Source organism: Rugamonas sp. (assembly GCF_025354735.1).
Classification (GTDB): Bacteria; Pseudomonadota; Gammaproteobacteria; order Burkholderiales; family Burkholderiaceae_D; genus Rugamonas.
The window spans coordinates 78,864-96,947 of sequence record NZ_JANXMI010000038.1 but is presented as its reverse complement, the minus strand read 5'-3'; the positions used below and the strand labels follow the sequence as shown (position 1 = coordinate 96,947).

Annotated in this window: 18 protein-coding genes; all 18 read left to right on the top strand. The window is 61.2% G+C overall.

Annotated features, from left to right (window positions below; all coding sequences use genetic code 11):
* The first annotated feature begins 105 nt into the window (after window positions 1–105).
* The 18 genes from Q0S71_RS03880 to Q0S71_RS03795 all read left to right on the top strand — a co-directional run bounded on the left by Q0S71_RS03880 (window position 106) and on the right by Q0S71_RS03795 (window position 18,079).
* Window positions 106–1,407, top strand: coding sequence for a phage major capsid protein (locus tag Q0S71_RS03880; RefSeq protein WP_295991583.1), 1,302 nt, complete (start codon window positions 106–108; stop codon window positions 1,405–1,407).
* Between the two features lie 72 nt (window positions 1,408–1,479).
* Complete coding sequence (locus Q0S71_RS03875) at window positions 1,480–1,941, top strand: hypothetical protein (RefSeq protein WP_295991581.1); 462 nt, start codon at window positions 1,480–1,482, stop codon at window positions 1,939–1,941.
* A gap of 42 nt (window positions 1,942–1,983) precedes the next feature.
* Window positions 1,984–2,835 (top strand): phage head-tail connector protein, encoded by an 852-nt coding sequence (locus Q0S71_RS03870; protein ID WP_295991577.1) that lies wholly within the window; start codon window positions 1,984–1,986, stop codon window positions 2,833–2,835.
* Between the two features lie 14 nt (window positions 2,836–2,849).
* On the top strand, window positions 2,850–3,179 hold the full coding sequence (locus Q0S71_RS03865; protein WP_295991574.1) for a phage head closure protein: 330 nt from the start codon (window positions 2,850–2,852) through the stop codon (window positions 3,177–3,179).
* Entirely contained in the window at window positions 3,172–3,681 is a 510-nt protein-coding gene (locus Q0S71_RS03860) for a hypothetical protein (protein WP_295991571.1), read from the top strand. Before Q0S71_RS03865 ends, Q0S71_RS03860 begins: the two co-directional genes overlap by 8 nt.
* Window positions 3,678–4,073, top strand: coding sequence for a DUF3168 domain-containing protein (locus tag Q0S71_RS03855; RefSeq protein WP_295991569.1), 396 nt, complete (start codon window positions 3,678–3,680; stop codon window positions 4,071–4,073). The genes Q0S71_RS03860 and Q0S71_RS03855 overlap by 4 nt, the downstream gene beginning before the upstream one ends.
* Window positions 4,073–4,486 (top strand): hypothetical protein, encoded by a 414-nt coding sequence (locus tag Q0S71_RS03850; RefSeq protein ID WP_295991567.1) that lies wholly within the window; start codon window positions 4,073–4,075, stop codon window positions 4,484–4,486. Before Q0S71_RS03855 ends, Q0S71_RS03850 begins: the two co-directional genes overlap by 1 nt.
* Complete coding sequence (locus Q0S71_RS03845) at window positions 4,483–4,674, top strand: hypothetical protein (RefSeq protein WP_295991565.1); 192 nt, start codon at window positions 4,483–4,485, stop codon at window positions 4,672–4,674. The genes Q0S71_RS03850 and Q0S71_RS03845 overlap by 4 nt, the downstream gene beginning before the upstream one ends.
* A gap of 2 nt (window positions 4,675–4,676) precedes the next feature.
* The gene (locus Q0S71_RS03840; protein ID WP_295991562.1) at window positions 4,677–5,837 is read left to right on the top strand and encodes a hypothetical protein; all 1,161 of its coding nucleotides are present in this window, start codon (window positions 4,677–4,679) and stop codon (window positions 5,835–5,837) included.
* Between the two features lie 104 nt (window positions 5,838–5,941).
* A complete protein-coding gene (locus Q0S71_RS03835; RefSeq protein WP_295991559.1) occupies window positions 5,942–6,331 on the top strand; it encodes a hypothetical protein in 390 nt (129 codons plus the stop codon).
* The gene (locus tag Q0S71_RS03830; RefSeq protein WP_367185271.1) at window positions 6,328–6,705 is read left to right on the top strand and encodes a DUF1799 domain-containing protein; all 378 of its coding nucleotides are present in this window, start codon (window positions 6,328–6,330) and stop codon (window positions 6,703–6,705) included. Before Q0S71_RS03835 ends, Q0S71_RS03830 begins: the two co-directional genes overlap by 4 nt.
* Window positions 6,706–6,723: 18 nt before the next feature.
* Entirely contained in the window at window positions 6,724–12,504 is a 5,781-nt protein-coding gene (locus Q0S71_RS03825) for a DUF4214 domain-containing protein (RefSeq protein ID WP_295991557.1), read from the top strand.
* Window positions 12,501–14,069 carry a hypothetical protein gene (locus tag Q0S71_RS03820; protein WP_295991555.1) on the top strand — a complete coding sequence of 523 codons (1,569 nt, stop codon included), beginning with the start codon at window positions 12,501–12,503 and terminating at the stop codon, window positions 14,067–14,069. Before Q0S71_RS03825 ends, Q0S71_RS03820 begins: the two co-directional genes overlap by 4 nt.
* Window positions 14,070–14,082: 13 nt before the next feature.
* Complete coding sequence (locus tag Q0S71_RS03815) at window positions 14,083–14,928, top strand: hypothetical protein (protein WP_295991552.1); 846 nt, start codon at window positions 14,083–14,085, stop codon at window positions 14,926–14,928.
* Complete coding sequence (locus tag Q0S71_RS03810) at window positions 14,925–17,129, top strand: hypothetical protein (RefSeq protein WP_295991549.1); 2,205 nt, start codon at window positions 14,925–14,927, stop codon at window positions 17,127–17,129. The genes Q0S71_RS03815 and Q0S71_RS03810 overlap by 4 nt, the downstream gene beginning before the upstream one ends.
* Complete coding sequence (locus Q0S71_RS03805; protein WP_295991546.1) at window positions 17,126–17,344, top strand: hypothetical protein; 219 nt, start codon at window positions 17,126–17,128, stop codon at window positions 17,342–17,344. The genes Q0S71_RS03810 and Q0S71_RS03805 overlap by 4 nt, the downstream gene beginning before the upstream one ends.
* Window positions 17,345–17,426: 82 nt before the next feature.
* Complete coding sequence (locus Q0S71_RS03800; protein WP_295991543.1) at window positions 17,427–17,624, top strand: hypothetical protein; 198 nt, start codon at window positions 17,427–17,429, stop codon at window positions 17,622–17,624.
* Entirely contained in the window at window positions 17,621–18,079 is a 459-nt protein-coding gene (locus Q0S71_RS03795) for a glycoside hydrolase family 73 protein (protein ID WP_295991540.1), read from the top strand. Before Q0S71_RS03800 ends, Q0S71_RS03795 begins: the two co-directional genes overlap by 4 nt.
* The last annotated feature ends 5 nt before the right edge of the window (window positions 18,080–18,084 follow it).

Below are 18,084 nucleotides of genomic sequence, written 5' to 3'. Positions count from 1 at the left end.
CCGCTCCTTCGAGTCGTCGCCGTCCCGGCCCAACGGTCGAATGTGCACCCAGCAGCAATTCCGAACCGCCCTCGTGGCGGTTTTTTCATTTCCGAGAGAGAAAAAATGAACAAACGTCTCCTGCAACAACAGAAAGCCGCCGTCATCGGCAAAGCATCGGCATTGAATGCTGCCGCCGAGGCCGCCGGCCGCGACCTGACTGCTGAAGAAAGCGTCCAATACGACGCCCACATGGCTGAGGCGCGCGGCTTCGATGCCCGTATCCGCCGCGCTGAGGAACTGGAAGCGGCCGATGTCGCTGCCGGCGTTGTCGTCCCAGGCGACGGTCGCATGAGCGTTTCGGAAAACAGCTCCGAAGATCCGCGGGGCGGCTTCAAGTCGTCCGGCGAGTTCATGAAGGCGGTGCGCGGCGCCCAGTCGGCAAAGCAGAACGGCCACGCCATCGATAAGCGGCTCACCGTCGACGCCGCAGCCCCAGGAACTTATGCAAATGAAAGCAACGGCGCCGACGGCGGCTTTCTGATCCCGCCGGAATTCGGCAAGGAGATTTTCCAACTGTCGCTGACCGACACTGCACTGCTGCCGCTGACCGACAACGTCAACGTGAGCGGCAACGGCATGGCCTTCCCGAAAGATGAGACCACGCCATGGGGCACCAATGGCGTGCGCGCTTACTGGCAAAATGAAGCAGCGGCGGGTCAGCAAACGAAGCCCGTATTCGGCGTGACTAACCTCCGCCTCAAAAAGCTGATGGCGCTCGTCCCTGTCAGCGACGAAATGCTCGATGACAGCAATGCGATGGCCTCGTACCTGCCGAAGAAAATCGGCATGTCCGTCATGTGGAAAGCAAATGAAGCAATCCTGTTCGGCTCCGGCGCCGGCGTCCCGCTGGGTGCCCTGGCCGGCAATGCCGCCGTCACCGTGCCGAAAGACACGGGCCAATCGACCAACACACTCACCGCGCTCAACCTCGCGAATATGATCGCTCGCCTGCCGCCCGGCTCCTTCCCGAACTCGGTGTGGATCATCAACAACGACGTGTTGCCGGCATTGTTCACCCTGACGCTGGGTAATTACCCGATCTACATCCCATCGGGCGGCCTCACCGGTGGCATCCAGGGAAACCCGTACGGCACGCTGCTGGGCCGTCCAATCATGGTGTCGCAGCACGCCAACGCGTTCAGCTCCGCCGGCGACGTGATGCTGGTCGATCTGAGCTACTACCAGACCATCACCAAGGCGGCCGGCATGGAACTGGCGACGTCGATGCACTTGTACTTCGACGCCGACGCCACCGCGTTCCGCACCACGTTCCGCATGGACGGCGAAAGCAAGATCCTGACGCCGATCACGCCCGCCAAGAGCGCCAACAAGCTGTCGCCGTTCGTGCTGCTGGGCGCGCGCTAATCGAGCGCGACTGACGCCTGCAAATCCGGCGCACGTCGCGCCGGTTTTTCTACCTCATTCAGAAAGTCACCCATGAATACCAATATCAAACTGAACGAACGCATCGCCCGTCTCGCCGCGATCCCGCCGGCCAGCACCGCCGCTAGCACCGTGCTGGCCGCCGCCGGCGCCGTCAACTGGTTCCCGTTGGCGAGCTTCCATTCCATCGCAGCCTTCATCAACATTGGCGCGATGACCGCTACCGGCACCATCGACGCCAAGCTGCGCCAGGCACAGGATGCCACCGGCACCGGCGCCAAGGATATCGCCGGCAAGGCTATCGCCCAGGTGCTGGCCGCCGCCGGCAGCAACACGCTGGTGTCCATTGAGGCGCGCGGTGAGGATCTGGATGTGAACAATGGCTTCGGCTTCGTGGCGCTGTCGGTCACGGTCGGTAACGCGGCGTCCCTGTTGTCGGCCGAGCTGTTCGGCAACAACGCCCGCTATGCACCGGCCGGCACGTTCAATCCGGTCGCCGTCACCCAGGCGGTTTAAGTAATCCGGCCCGGCCACGTGCCGGGCTACTCGGGAGCCAGCGTGCCAGAAATCTGCCTTATTCCCCCGGTGGGCGAGTGCATCAATGTCGCCGAGGCGCGCCTTGATCGGCGCATCGACTACACCGACGACGACGCCAAGCTGAGGCTGCTGATATCGGCGGCGCGCCAGGCTGCCGAGATGCGCACCAAGTTGCAACTCCTGCACGCGCGCTACAAGCTGGTGCTGAACGCGTTCCCCGGCTCGGACTGCTGGAACTCCAGTCTGTCCACGCGCGGCGCCGTGCCGTCAAGTGCCATCGTCCTCCCGCGCTCACCGCTGGTCGATATCATCGCGATCCAGTACATCGACATGGCCGGCACCATGCAGACGGTCTCGCCAGCGGATTATGTGGTGAACGCGGCGCTGACGCCGGCGATCATTACCCCTGCATTCGGCAAGGTGTGGCCCATCGCAATGCCGCAGATCGCCTCTGTATTCGTGACCTACGATGTCGGCTTCGCGTCACCTGTCACTTTCCCTGTCAGCGGCGCTCAATTCAGCGTGACCGGCCCGGTCACTTGGCTGCCGGGCGCGCAAGTTCAGTTCTATAACTCGGGCGGCGCGCTGCCGGTCGCACTCAACCCCGAAGCGATCTATACGATTGACAGCACGCCCAGCGCAGGCCAGTACACGTTGCTGGACGCGACGGGCGCCGCAGTGGCCTTCGCTGATGCCGGCACAGGTCGCGGCTACATCGGCATCGTGCCCGAGGGCATCCGCTCGTGGATGCTGCTGCGGCTCGGGTCGATCTTCGAAAATCGGGAAGAGGTGGCGATTCTGGCGCGCGGCAAGATCGAGGCGCTGCCGTACGTCGATGGCTTGCTCGACCCGTACATCTCGGACATCTACTAATGCGCGCCGGTGGAATGCGTCATCGCGTGCAGATACAGGCGCCAGCGGGAACGCAGGACGCGCTGGGCCAGCCCGATCCCGCCGACTGGTCGACCATCGCCACGGTGTGGGCCGACGTCGGCTCGCTATCGGGCCGCGAGCGCATCAAGGCGCAGGCCACCCTGCACGAGGTGACGCACCTGGTGCTGATCCGCTACCAAGCTCAGTTCGCCGATCCGTTGGCGATGACTAAGAACCGCATCCTTTACGGCGCGCGGGTGTTCAATATTCATGCCTCGATCGATGCCGACGAGCGGCATGAATCGCTGCAATTGTCGTGCTCGGAGGGGATGAATAATGGCTGACTTGAAGCTTGACGGCCTCAACGAAGTGATCGGGCGCCTCAACGCGTTACCGGAGCGGCTGGTGATCGGCAGCCTCCGGTCGGGGCTACGACAAGGCGCCAACCTGATCCGTGACCAGGCCCGGGCGAACTTCGAAGGGGCCGGCGGCCCGAATGAGTTGACGGGCGCACTGAAGGCATCGATCCGCACGACGTCGCGTCGCGGCTCGCCAACACGCGTCGTCTTTAATGTGGTGGCCGGCTCACTTACAGCCAAGCAGTCGGACAAGTTCGGCGCTCAATCGGCCTTTTACGCATTGTGGGTGGAACAGGGACACATCAACCGCAAACTTGGCGAAGCGCTCAAAGGCGGCCGCCGCAGTCGCGCTGCACAGCGCGCGGCATCGACCAGCAACACGCCGGCATACCCATACATGGCGCCAGCGTTGCGCGAGCGCGCGCAGGACGCCATCGACATGGTCGTCGCCACCATCAGTGCCAATCTCGAATCGGACCTCGCATGAACGAATACATCGCGGTGCGCGGCCTGCTGTCGCGGTCGACCGCGCTGACCACGCTGATTGCCGGGCGGCTTTATCAGGATGTGATGCCGGACAACCCGACCTATCCGTCGGTGACGTACCAAAAGGTCGATGACGGCAACAGCGTCGGATCGACATCGAATCCAGGTATTTGCTGGGCGATATTGCAGGTTTCGACCTGGTCGCGGACGCGCCTGGAGGCGGCGGCCATTGTCCTTGCCGTTTCGCGTGCGCTTGACCGCACTCGCAACGTGACGGTGAACGGCATCCAGGTAGACGACTGCTTCGGCCTGAACAACGCGGACAGCTACGACAGCGAGACGCGCATCTACTTCACGCATTCGAAATTCAAAATTCACTACCGGGAAACTTGATGACTCAGACCGAAATCATCGCGGCGCGCATTGAGGCCATCCTCGCCGCCGCCGGCCTTACGGTCCGCGACGACACCGACTCGCTGTACGGATTCGAGAACAAGCCATGCATCGTGATCGATATCGGTGACGAATTGGCAGACAACGTGTTCGGCCAGGGCTTCATTTACTGGAACCTCAATTTCGACCTACTGATTGGTGCCGACGGCGAGAACCCTAAGTTGGCGCCTGAGCCGACGCGCAAGGCCGCGCACGAAGCGCTGTACGCGGACCGCCAGCTCGGCCTGTCCGATTTCGTTGTCGACTTGAACGTGAAGCAAATTCAGCGCGCCATCGACGTTGAAAACCCTGCCGCCGGCATCACCCGCGTGGCCTACCAAATCAAATATCGCGTCCAGGAGAGCACGGCATGAACGACTTAAATAGTGGTGTCGGCGGCAGCTACGCCATCGATCCGGCGACCGGCGAACGCAAGCTCATTTCCAGAACTGACTACGCGCCGCCCGCGTCAGACGCACCGAACCAACCCGCTACGGCGGGTTTTTTTACGCCTGTTGAGTCGGTTGCGCCGGCTGACAAACCCACCACCACCACGGAGTAATCATGCCTCTTTTGACCCGCAAGCGCGCCATTTTGGCGAAAATCGAAACGACCTACGGCACGGACGCAACGCCGACCGGCGGCGCCAACGCCATCCTGATGAGCAACCTGACCGTCTCGCCGATGGAAATGACGCTCGTCGAGCGTAATAACATCAAATCCTATCTGGGCAACAACCCATCGGTGCTCGCGGCAATCTACGCGAAGCTGGCCTTCGACGTTGAAATGGCCGGCTCCGGTACTGCCGGTACCGCGCCGGCTTACGGCCCACTGTTGCGCGCCTGCGGCTTGTCCGAGACCATTCTGGCGACCGCATCCACCGGCACGGCCACGGCCGGCAGCATCTCCAGCATCACGCTGGGCGTGTCCGCCTCGGCCATCGACGGTGCTTACAACGGGATGACGATCAATCTGACCGGCGGCGCCGACAGCGGCGCCAGCCCCGTGATCGCGACGTACGTCGGCGCGACCAAGGTTGCCACCTTCACCGCGCCCCTGGCTGTCGCCGCCGACGTCACGACGACCTACTCGATCCCGGCGCAGGTGGTGTACCAGCCGATCTCCATCGGCTACGAATCCACCACGATCACCTGCGTCGTTGATACCGTCGTCCACAAGCTGCTGGGCGCCCGCGGGACCGTGCAAATCAAGATGACCGCCCAGGCGATCCCGATGTTTAGCTTCACGTTCTCGGGCCTGTATGTCGATGTGGCCGACGGCAGCTCGCCGGGCGTCACGCTGACGGGCTTCAAAGCGCCACTGGCCGTCAACAACCGCAATACGACCGGTTTGGTGGTGGCGGGCTTCGCCGGCGCCGTCGGCAGCGACATGTCGTTCGACTTCGGCAACAACGTCGTGTTCCGGTCGCTGGTCGGCGGCACTGAAAGCGTGATTATCACGGACCGCAAGGTCAGTGGCTCGATCACCATGGAAGCTACAACCGTGAGCGCCAAGGACTGGTGGACCCAGATCAAAAACGTGGTGCTGGGCCCGTTCTCGGTCACGCAAGGCACGGTGACCGGCAACAAAGTGAAGATCGACGCGCCGAGCGTACAGCTGACCACGCCGGCCTACGCGGACAAGGACGGCATCACGATGCTGACCACCAAGGCCGACATGATCCCCGCCAACGGCAATGATGAAATGACGATTTCCTTCCTCTGATATCTGGCGCAAGCCATCCCTCGCACCGATCTGGTCCGCCCCGCCCTTCGCGGGGCCGGCGGACCAGACACGGGCATGTTTTTAATCCCGCGAAAGGTAACACCATGTTCATCCTCAAATCCGAAGCAGATAAAACCATCACCTGGCCGGTCAAGGTCGATGTTCCGACCAACAACGGCAAGATTACCCAATTCGAATTCTCTGGCATTTTCAAGCGCCTCAGTGATGACGAGCGCGAGGCGCTGATCGCCGACGCTGCGATCCCTACGGAGGACTCGACGCCAGGCCCGAACGCCTGGAAAGCCGCCTCCGTCGACAACATCATGAAGATGATGACCGGCTGGAAATCCGTCGTCGACGAGGACAAGCAGCCCATCGAGTTCACTCGCGAAAACCTGCTGGCCGGCGCGCGCGGACCAAACGGCTTCGCCTTGCTGCGCGCACTCAATACTGCCCTGAACGAGATCGCGACGGGCGCACGCGCAAAAAACTGAAAGATGCCGCCGCGTTTTGGGCGCGCGGCGGTAAAGATGATGGCGCAGCGGCTGTCAGCGACCTTGCAGCCTTCGGCATCGATATCGGTGATGCAGAGGGCTGGGTCGATATCGCCGACAGCGAGCCCCAGAAATTCGAGGTCTACCAAGAGAACTGGAAAGCCTTATTGGTATTTCTATCAATGGCCACGCAATGGCGCTGGACTGGCGGCATGACGTCGCGGAGGGAAGGCCTCGAATACGGCGCTTTCCCGATCGCCTTTGAGGCTGTCGGTATCAAGAAAAAAAACAGGCGCGACATCATCGTCGACGTCCAGTCCATGGAGCGTGCGTCGCTCGCAGTCTGGAATAACCCCAACAAGGTCTCTGAATAGAGACGTTAGGAAAATCTCATGCCAAGTACCGTAACAGCCGGCCAGCTCGTCATCAATCTATCTGCGAACACGGATGGCTTGAAAGCGAATATGAGCGAAGCCGCCGGCGCGGTGCAAAGCTCGGCGCAGACAATAATCAATTCCTGGGCCGGTGTCACTGCTGGTACGGCCCAAGCAACCGATGCAGGCGCTCGCCTTATTAAATCGTTGCAGGATGAAATCGCCACGTTCGGCATGACGAGTCAGGAGCTGTTGCTGCATAAGGCGACCTTGAACGGCGTTGGCTCTGAGGCGGACGCCTTGGTAGCGCGCCTCAACGCCATGCGCAGCGCTCAAGAGGCTATAACTAGCTCGTTTGACGTCGGATCCAGCGCCACTCGCGCGCAGGCTGCCGCTATCACGCAACTTGCGGACGCGGAAGCATCGGCTACCGCCCGCATCCGAGACATGGTCGCAGCATCGCAGGCTGAAGCGGCTGCCATCGAGGAGGTGGCTGTGGCCGCCAACGTAGGCACGGCGGCGCAAACCCGCTTGGGTAACTCCATCGCGCAAAACACCGCTGCGTCACGCAACTGGCAGCAGAACATGGCCGGCGTCGATGCATCGATGAAGGGCGCTGGCGGCGCTGCCGTCGCGCTGTCGGCTGACACGCAAAAAATCCTCGACAAGTACGACCCTCTCGGCACGAAGATGCGCTCGTTGCAGTCCGACCTGGCCAATTTACAAAAATCGATGGGCAATTCGGTGTCGCCGGCTGCTATCAAAGCATTTCAGGGACTCGAAGACGAGATCAGCAAGACCGGCAAGCTGATGGAGACGGCCGGCGTCGATGGCTTTGAAAAATCCGGCAAATCCGCATCCGGATTCTCGCTTGCTTCGGCCGGCGCGACGCGCGAGCTGATCGTGTTGGGCCGGGAGGCGCTGAGCGGAAATTTCTCGCGTATGCCGGGCAGCTTCCTGCTTCTTGCGCAGCGCGCGAACGCTTTGGAGTTGCTGCTCAATCCAATTACGTTGGGGGTCGTGGCCATTGGCGCCGCCGCCGCAACACTGTCCGCAGGCCAGCAAGATTTCGCAAACCTGAACAACGCCATGCTGGCGACGAACAACTACTCGGGTCAAACACGCGAAAGCATTGTCTTACTCGAACAGGAGTTGACGAAAACAGGCCAGGTCACCATCGGCATGTCCGAACAGATCGTCACTGCGCTTGTGTCGTCCGGGCAAATCGGAGGCCAGGCATTGGGCGTGGTGGCTGGACTCGCCAACAATTTCGCCAAATCGACCAAGCAGGATATCGGTGATATTGCGCCGGTGCTCGTGAGCTTGTTCGCGGATCCATTGCAAGGGGCGGAGGAGCTGAACAAGTCGATGCACTTCCTGACTCAGGCCGATATCGACCATATTGCTACGCTGGTGAATCTCGGCCAGAAGCAGCAGGCCCAGCTGGAGCTGGCCCAAAAGTTGAGCGCATTTTTGCCGGATCAAACAAAAAATACTACAGATCTGGCCGCTGCCAACAACACGTTGGCAGCGTCCTTGTCGCGTGTATGGGACCAGCTGAAAAAAAATCTGTCGGGAACGATGAGCCCGTATGAGAAAACCGTCAATGCGCTGCAGGATCATATCGACGAGCGCAAGGCGGACGGCTTCGATACGAAGGCAGATGAGGCCGACCTTGCAAACTACATCAAGACGCAAAAAGAATCGACGGCAGCCACTGTGGCGGAAGGCGCCGCAGCGCAAGTGGTTGCTGACAAGAAAAACGCTGCGATCAAGGAGGTCAACAAATCCCAGTTGACACAGATCCAAAACATCAAAGATGAGCAGACAGTGCTGAAATCAGCGCCTGACTCCGACGAGAAAACGCAGCGCGGCATTGAGTTGGCCAAGCAATTGCAAGCCGCCTACGCCGGCCTCAGCGCCGACCAGCGCGCAGCTACCTCGGAGCAGATCAGCAATCAGGAGGCGCTCAACAACATTGGATCGAGCGCGGCACTCGACCAGATTGCGACGATGCAGAAGCTGGGCCAGATTTCAAAGCAGCAGTACGACGAGCAGGCCACCAACATCAAGGTCAATGATCTGGAGTCGAAAGCGGCCGACCAAGCGCGTCTCGCCGGTATGGCAGGGCTCACGGCACAGCAGAAACAGGATCACATTGACCGCATGGGGCAGTTGAAGGATGAAATCAAAGTGGCCTTGCAGCAGGGCGCCAACGCGGTAACGGTCGACAACCACGCCGACAACCAAGCGATGATGGACGCCATCCAGAAGGCTGACGATACCAACCTCCAGAGCATCACTGACCAGATCGCCAAAGAACAGCAGCGCGGCCTGGAAATCGGCAAAACCAAGGAGCAAGTTGACCAGCTGAAAGCGTCACAAGCCGATCAAGGGGAGGTCGCTCTTCAAGAGCAGGCAAAGGAACTGAATGCGATTCTCGATCAGATCGACCCTTTGAGCGATGTACATGCCATTTACGAAAAAATTTATGTAGACCTTCTTGCCCAGATCGCGGCCCAGCAGCAGCTCGGCACGGTCATGGCATCGAACGCCGTAACTCAGGCCAACGCGGATGCCGCAAAAAAAGCATCCGACGCCTGGAAACACGTCTCGACCGAAATTTCCAGCGACCTCACGTCGGCGATCATCGACGGCGGCGGCAAGGGCTGGAAGAAGCTCGTCACCGACATGGAGACGGCTTTCGCGAAAATGGTCCTGCAGCCGATCCTGCAGCCAATTGCCAGTACCGTCGCATCGATTCTGAATCCTTCCGCACCGCAGGCGAGCGCATCAGCTGGCTCGACCCTCGGCGGAATCAGTAGCCTAATCAGCGCCGCGAACACTGCGAAGTCGGCGTATGCTGCGCTAACCGCGACAGGCTCGGGGAGCATTGGCGCCTGGTTGGCTGGTACCACGGCGGTCGCTCCGACTTCGGTGGCGGCGGCGAATATTGTGGGCTTGTCCGGCGGCGATTCTCTCGGTGCGCTGATCGCGTCACAAGGTTGGTCGACGGGAGCTGCGACAGTTGGTAGCTCGGCGGCCGCCGGCTCGGCTGCGACGTTGGGTGGTGAGGCAGCCGCCGCCGGCGTGGCTGGTGGGGAGGCCGCCGGCGGCGCTGTACTTGCTGGAGGCGCTGCGGAAGGTGGCGCCGCTCTTGCCGGCGGTGCAGCGGAAGGCGGCGCTGATGCCGCCGCAGCCGATGCCTCGACAATGGGTCCTTACGGCTGGGTTGCTGCTGCCGCTATCCTGATCGGCAGCTTCCTTATGGGCGGCGCCGGACCCGAGCAAAACACCGGCCTGACCTTCGCCGACGACAACACGCCCGGAAACATCAACATCAATGGGCGTGGTAATCAGGGACAGAGCGGCACGGCGTATTTGAACTCGGCAGCCGGCAGCCCTGGCGCGAACGGCGCTGGTGCGACATCGGCGCTTGGCACGTTCGGCGTGTCCGCCAGCTTCTGGTCGCCGGCGGATTCGGCGGCGGTCACCTCGCTGATGACGAACGTGGCGACCTCGGATGATGCCATTGCAAGCCTGTTGACCACCGGCGAGAAAGCGAATGTGAAAGGCGCGCTGCAAGGGCACGTCTACACGACCGCAAGCCTTGGCGCTGAAGGCACGGACCAGAACGCCAGCGGACAGTTGGATGCGGTCTTCAAGGACCACATCAACACGATTCTCGACGCCGTGCAACCCGGTCTGTCCAAGCTCGAAGCCGGTTTCGTCGGCACGCAAGACCAGTTGGCCACGGAGGTCGAGCAACTGCTTAAATTCCGTACCGCGCTGCAAACGTCCAGCGTGGCCGTCTTCGGCGCGCAGGTCACGCTTGAAGATCTGGCAGCATTGAAGCAGCCCACCGAGGCAACTAGCGCGGCGCTGGCGCGCGTGACTTCTGAATTTACCAGCACGAATGCCGTGGCCGAATCGATGGGGAAGGATGCCACGACAGCGTTCGGAGCCGTCGGCCTAGCATCGGAGGCAACGCGCGCGCAGCTGATTACGCTGTCGGGCGGCTTGAGCCAGCTTAATACCAACACCACGTTCTACGTCCAGAACTTCCAGTCGCAAGCTCAGCAATTGGCGCCAGTGGTCACAGCCGTCGATAAAGCGATGGCGTCACTGGGCTATACCGGGGTTGATACCAAGGCGGGCTTTGAGAAGATCGTCGATAGCCTGAACTTGACGACGCTGTCGGGTCAGCAAACCTACGCTTCGCTCATGCAACTGGCGCCGGCATTTGTTCAGGCCTACGGCGACATGACCGACATGAACAACCAGCTGGATCTGCAATCGCAGATTTATGCTGCGACTGGCGATGCGGCCGGCGCAGCGACGGTCCTCCAAAAGCAGCACCTGATTGCCCTGCAAAGTCTTTCGCCGGCGACGGCGGCGCTGACGCAGCAACTGTGGGCCGCGCAAGCTGCCGCTGACGCCCAGTCGAAAGCCACCGCCGAAGCCAGCGCAATTCTTGACCAGCAAGGCCAACTCTACGCCGCCACGGGCGACGCAGCCGGCGCGGCCGCCGTCCTTCAACAGCAGCACGCTGCAGCACTTGCCGGCCTCTCGCCGGCACTCGCCGCTGCAACTCAGGCCACCTGGAATGCGCAGGCGGCCGCGACCGCCTCGAATAATATGCTATCCCTCCAGGCTCAACTGTACGCCGCAACGGGTAACGCAGCCGGCGCGGCAGCTGTTCTGGAACAGCAACACCTTGCTGCCCTGCAACTGCTGAGCCCAGCCATGCAGGATCTGACCAAGCAGCTGTGGGCCGCGCAAGCAGCCGCTGATGTCACCTCCAAGCAGAATGCGCTGACGTCCGCCTATCAAAGCCAAGAGAGTGCGATGCAAGGCGTAATCAATGGCCTGAAGTCGTTCCAGCAAAATATCACTGACCTGAAAACCTCGCTTACGCAGGGCGATCTGTCGACGCTGTCGCCGGCGGCCAAGCTGGCGGCGGCAAAGGCGACCTACGATTCGACGCTCGCTGCAGCGAATGGTGGCGACACGACGGCGCAGGGCCAGCTCAGCCAGGTGGCGACGGCTTACCTGACGGCCGACAAGGCCTATAACGCGACGAATGCGCAATACGCCGCTGATGCAGCGAAAGTGCAGGGCGACCTGACGCGCCTCTATAACGCCACCGGCCAGCAGATCGATGTCGAGCAGCAGCAGCTCGACAAGATGACGGCACAGGTAACGGGTCTGATCACCATTAATACCACCCTGGACGATGGTTTCGCCAAACTGCAGCAGGCCATTCTCGACTTAAGCACGGCGGTGCAAACGGCCGCTGCAACGAAGGCCGGCACGGCGCCGACCGGGTTACCGTCGAAGGGCGCCGAGGACAGCGTCATTACGTCGCTGTATCAGCAATATCTCAACCGCGCACCAGATGCTGACGGCCTGGCCTTTTATGAGAATGCCATCAACGGCGGCGCCAGTACGGCTAGCTTGGCGCAGTACTTCATGAACTCTCCTGAATATTTGGCGATGCATTCGCACGCAAACGGCGGTACGGCCAGCGGACCATCGCTGGTCGGTGAGAATGGTCCCGAGCTCATCGACTTCGCGCAGCCAGCTCAGGTTTATCCTGCCGCGCAGACGGCCGGCATGTTCACGCCGAAGTCGTCAGCGACCGATCCCGCTGTCGTCAAGCTTCTGAGCCAACTGCTCGAAAGCTCGAAGGCCGACAAGATCCAAATCGCGGCCTTGGCGGCCCAAATGGCGGAGCAGGGCGATGCCATGTTGACTGCGCAGGCAAAGATCGATCGCGCAATGCGGGTGCGCCAATGATCGTCCTTGAATTGACGGCCGCTATCGACGCGGCGGGCACTCTGCGCACCTTTTATGTGAGCGAGGGCGCTTTCACCACTGGTCCGGCCGACACGCCGGCGCACATTTCATTCGTGCCAGCCTTGCTCGATCCTGGTAGCTTGGGTGTGAGTGCTTACGCGAACCTGTCGACGACGACGCCATTGGCCGGCGGCGGTAGTTCCGGCGGTGGCACGACCGGCGGCGAGGGCCAGCTGCAGGTCGGCGAGATATCGCTGGCGAACACCGATGGTCAATTCGATAGCTGGTTGAATTACGGTTTCGATGGTCGCCCAGTGGTGATTCGCAATGGCCAGCCCGGCGCCGCATACCCGGCCGGCTTCAAGTTGCTGTTCTCGGGAACAATCGAGAACATCGACGCGAACTGGAAGACGTTGATCCTGAAGCTGCGCGACAAGCAGTTCATGTTTACGCAGCCGGTGCTGACCAATACCTATCTCGGTAACAACGCGCTGCCGCGCGGAGTCGAGGGTGTACCGGCCGACTTGATGGGACAGGTCAAGCCGAAGATTTTCGGCAGCGTGTTCTCGATCTCGCCGAAGTTGGTCAACACGTCGTTCTTCACTTATCAGGTGAGCGATGGGCCGGTCTCGGCGATCAATGCTGTCTATGACCGCGGCTCACTGCTTACGTTCGGCGCAGACTATGCGACCGTCGATTCCTTGCAGTTCAGCGGCCCCACGGCAGGTACTTATAATACCTGCCTGGCGCTAGGCTATTTTCAAACCGGATCGCAACCTGCTGGGACGGTCACGGCCGACGTAGTGCAGGGCGCCACCATCGCCAAGCGCACTGTCGCGCAGATCCTCGCGCTTCTCGGAGTCGCTGCCGGCCTTACTTCGGTCGAGATATCTTCTACCGACGTCGCCGCGATGGACGCAATCAACAGCGCCACCGTCGGCGTGTTCATCGACGGCACTACGACGTTCCAGTCGGTCATGGATCAGGTCTCGGCCAGCATCGGCGCATGGTACGGCTTCGACCCGGCCGGCGTGCTCCGCATGGGCGTGCTGACGAATCCTTCAGGCGTGCCAAAGCTGAGCTTGTTTGATTACGACTTCAGCGAGAACATCGAGCGCCGCGCCGCGCGCGACAGCAATATTCCAGCCTGGAAGGTCACGACCAACTACGCAAAAATCTGGACGGTACAGACCGATCTCGCCGGTTCAGTGCCGGCGGCAACGGTAAGCCGTCTGGCGCTCCCGAACGCGACCGCCATTCAGTTGGACGCGACGATCAAGCAGCAATTCAAACTGGCCACCGAGATCGTTGTCGACGGCCTGCTCGTCGACCAGGCTGCGGCCACCACTGAGGCATCGCGACAGCTGGCTCTGCAAAAGGTCCGCCGCGACATCTTTGACGTGCCGATCTCAGTCGACCAGATGCCGGCAACGCCGCTGGTTTTCCTCGACGTCATCCAGTTGACGGTCAACCGTTTTGGACTCAATGGCGGGAAATTGTTCCGTCTGATCGGCATCACATATCAGCTGGCCACCCGCCAAATCATTCTGACTGTCTGGGGATAAGATGGCAAATTGCATGATCGGTTTTCCTAACCGAATTGACACGGCCGCCATCACTGGCGGCTCGTTCGTCGCAACGCTTCCGCTGGCTAACCTTCAAACTCGCTCGCTAGGGGAGGTTGCGCGCAGCACCAATCTGAACTTGAGCAGCACGCGTTTCGATATCGCATTCCCGAAACAGGTATCCGCACGGGTCTTCGCGCTACCAAATCACAACATCACGATCTACGGGAAATATCGCCTTCGCTGCAGCAACGACCCTGGCTATGCAACGACGCTGTTCGATACCGGCTGGGTGCGCGTGTGGCCTGCCATCTACCCGTACGGCACCTTGCCATGGGAGGACTCCCGCTGGTGGTCTGGTCGCAACAGCCTCGACCAGTTGGCGGGCCAATACGCGACGCTCACGGTCATCCTGCCGCAGACGGTAGTCGCTCAATATTGGCGCCTTGAAATCGACGACGGCGGGAATCCGGCAGGTTTCATCCAAGCCGGCCGCGTCTTCATCGGTCCAGCGTGGCAGCCGGCCACGAATCCATCGTTCGGCCTGTCGATTGGATGGGAAACCAAGACCGACGTGCAGGCCGCGCTCGGCGGCGCCGAATACTTTGGTCGCCGCGTGCCGTACCGCGTGACGAAATTCACGATCGACTACATGAGCGAAGACGAGGGCTTCGCATCTGCCTTTGATATGGATCGCCAGGCAGGCATCGATCAGGAAGTGTTTTGGGTCCACGACCCCGATGATACCGTCCACGCGCAGCGCCGCCAATACCTTGGCCGCTTCCAAGTGCTCAATCCGCTGCAACTCCCCGTATTCAATACCACCACCAAAGCCTACGAGATCAAGGAACTTCAATGACCACTACCGTCATCGCAAATGGCGACACGTACACGGACGACGATGACCCGAGCACGGGCATGGGCAACGGCGGCTTCCAGACGCGATTATTACCTATGCTGAGCGACGTGATGCATGACGTCAATATCGGCCTAATTGCATCGCAAGGGGCCGCCGCTTCGTCGACGGCCGCCGCCGCCGCCGCCGCCACGGCGCTGTCGGCGCCGGGCACGAGCGCCTCCAGTACAACGAGCGCGCCGATCGCAACTGGATCTGTCACGCTCAATGTGCAGACTGGTAAGTCTTTCGCCGTTGGCGCCAGCGTCAAAGCGGCTATCACGGCGTCGGCATCGAACTGGATGTTTGGCGACATCACGGCCTACAATTCCACCACTGGCGACCTGACGATCAGCGTCACGATGACCCAAGGTTCGGGCACCAGCGCGGCCTGGACGGTGAGCGTGTCCGGCCCCGCCTACGTGCCGGGCAGCCTCGGTGGTTCGTATACCTCTGGTATGTCCGCCAACTTGGTGCTGACGAACGCCAGCCCCCACCTGCTGTCGCTGGATCCCGGCCTGTCGGGCCTCGCCGTTGTCGAGCCTGACGCCACGACGCTGCTGGTCGGCCCCTATCAGCAGCAGATCAAAAATAACGGGTCCTCCGGTTACGACATCCAGATTCAAAACAAGACCGGGGCAAACCTCGGTTTCTTGCAGCCTTTCACGACCGCTCTGGTGGGGCTGCTGGACAACTCAACCTTGGCCGGCTCATGGGCCGTCAGCGGCCTCCAACCGGTGGGCACGCTCGCACTTGGCTCGGTCACCCTGGCCTCAGCATGCGGCGGCAGTGGCGGTACCTGGATCCGTGCGATCACGCTGGATTCGACTCACACCCTGCTGCTGATCTACGGCACATCGCTGCACGCTGTCGTCTATGACGCCGGCGCCAATACGTTCGGTGCGCCAGTTCTGCTGCGCGCCACCCTGTCGACGACCGGTGTGGACGCCACCGTCGCCGGGGTGCTTGTCAGTTCCGGCAAGGTTCTGGTTCAGTCGATTCAGGACGGCACTACGGCACTGCAAAGCGTCGTGCTGACGATCACCAGCGGCACGACGATCACGCCGGGGGGCGTGGTGTCGACGACGCTGGGCGCGACCTGCGCCCGAATCGTGGAGCAGATCGTGGTGGGAAGCACCTACGTCCTGGGCTATATGAACGGCACCACGTCGATCCGCACGATCGCGGCTACGGTGTCTGGGACGACACCGACCCTCGGCGCAGAGCAGGCGAATACGACTGTCGGGCCGCCGGCGCTGATCGTCTGGTCGGCAACGACATTCGCGGTCGTGACGATTAGTGCCACAGCCCTCACCGCGAAAGGCTTCTCAGTGTCCGGATCCGCGCAAAGCCCGGGATCCAGCGCCTCGACTGCGTGCACGACGACCGACAGCTTCTCGATGGCGCAACTTTGGGCGACAGTTTGGGGCATCGTATGCATCAACACAACGGCCGTCGGCGTATCGCTGACCATGACAGGGACATTGCCGGCATTCAGCGCGCAGGTCGCGCTGTCAACTGCCGTGACAACCATCAGCGCTGGAGGGGTTGTCTCTGCCGGCAATTACAACGTGGCGTTCTCAGCCAGCCCGATCTATACCGCCACTTCCGGAACCGACAGCAACGGTAGGTTTATCACCGAATTCAGTGCCTTTTCGGACACAGGTTCTGGTCCGTCCATCTACAGCACTGGCAACATTATCAAGGGTTTTACAGCAGCGCCTACAGCGGTTCCTATTGCGTGCAGCAATGCTTTCCGGCGTATGTATTGGCAGGTGACATCTGCGACAGGGACGTTGCTGCTGTACATCAGTGCGCTCACCTGGGTAATCCTTGGACAATGCCGAACGAACGCCGTCGCTAATTATGCGCAGCCGCTGTCGTCGGCCGACCCGCTCTATCCCAAGGTGCAGACGGCGCGCAACAATCTTGGCTCGTACGCCACGACGCCTCGGACTTCTTTTGCCGGGATGACCGATGGCAGCAAGCTCAGCGTCCACTACGGGGCCGAGCCTGCCAGTTATGTCGAGTTGCTCAACAAGCCAATCGCGCTGGTCGGCGACATGCGCCACTGCTGCAAAGGCACCGATGACACCAACGCATGGCTCGCGTTCAACCAGGCGCCGGAGATGTCCGTCGCCATCCAACGAGTGGGGATCGTATGATCGTCTCAACCTCTGTCGGCCTGTTCGGACCGTTTGCCGCGGTCAATATGCTCGATGACCGTCTCGTATGCGACGGCGCCGACCTGCCGTTCACCGTGATCGGCGCGTACGAGATCGTCGATCCACCTCTGCCGGACGGGTTCTATGCGCCTGACTACAGCTGGGCCGATGGCGAACTGATTCACAGCGCGCCGGCGCTGACAGGCCCCGCCTAATTCACCAGCATCCCACCACAAACCCGCTTCGGCGGGTTTTTTTATGAAAGAGGCGCATGAAAAATAAAATGGAGGCTGGCGCATGACTCCGCAGCCAGATACTGCCGCCAGCGTGGCGGCAAATGCATCTCCGGGCCTCGTGTACACCGTGGTAGCGGGAATACTGGACATTCCGATCGAGAAGTGGGTCACGATCCTGACGCTGCTGCTGGTGGCATTGCAGATCATCTTCATGGTCATCGACCGCTTCAAAAAACATCGCCGTCGAGGTCAGGAATGAGCCCGGCCGCCTTCATCGCCATGATCGGGTCGGCGGCGCGCGCATCGGCGGCGCTGACCAAGATCCCGGCCAGCTTCACGATTGCCCAGGCGGCTCTGGAATCAGGTTGGGGCACGGCGCGCACGGCGCTGATGGCGCACAACCTGTTCAACATTAAGGCCGATCCAGCATGGCACGGGCCGACCTACCAGATGGCCAGCACCGAGCACATCGGCGGCAAGGATGTGCTCCAGGTGGCCAACTGGCGCATGTATCCCGACTTCCAGGCGTGCATCGATGACCACGCCAAGTTCTTCTCGGTTAATCCCCGCTACGCCGCCTGCTGGAAAGAATCGACCGGCGAGGGCTGGACGCATGCGGTGGCCGCCGCCGGCTACGCCACCGATCCCGACTACGCGGTGAAAGTCATCGCCACCATGCATTCCCATGACCTCCATCAGTTTGACCAACCATAGGTGAT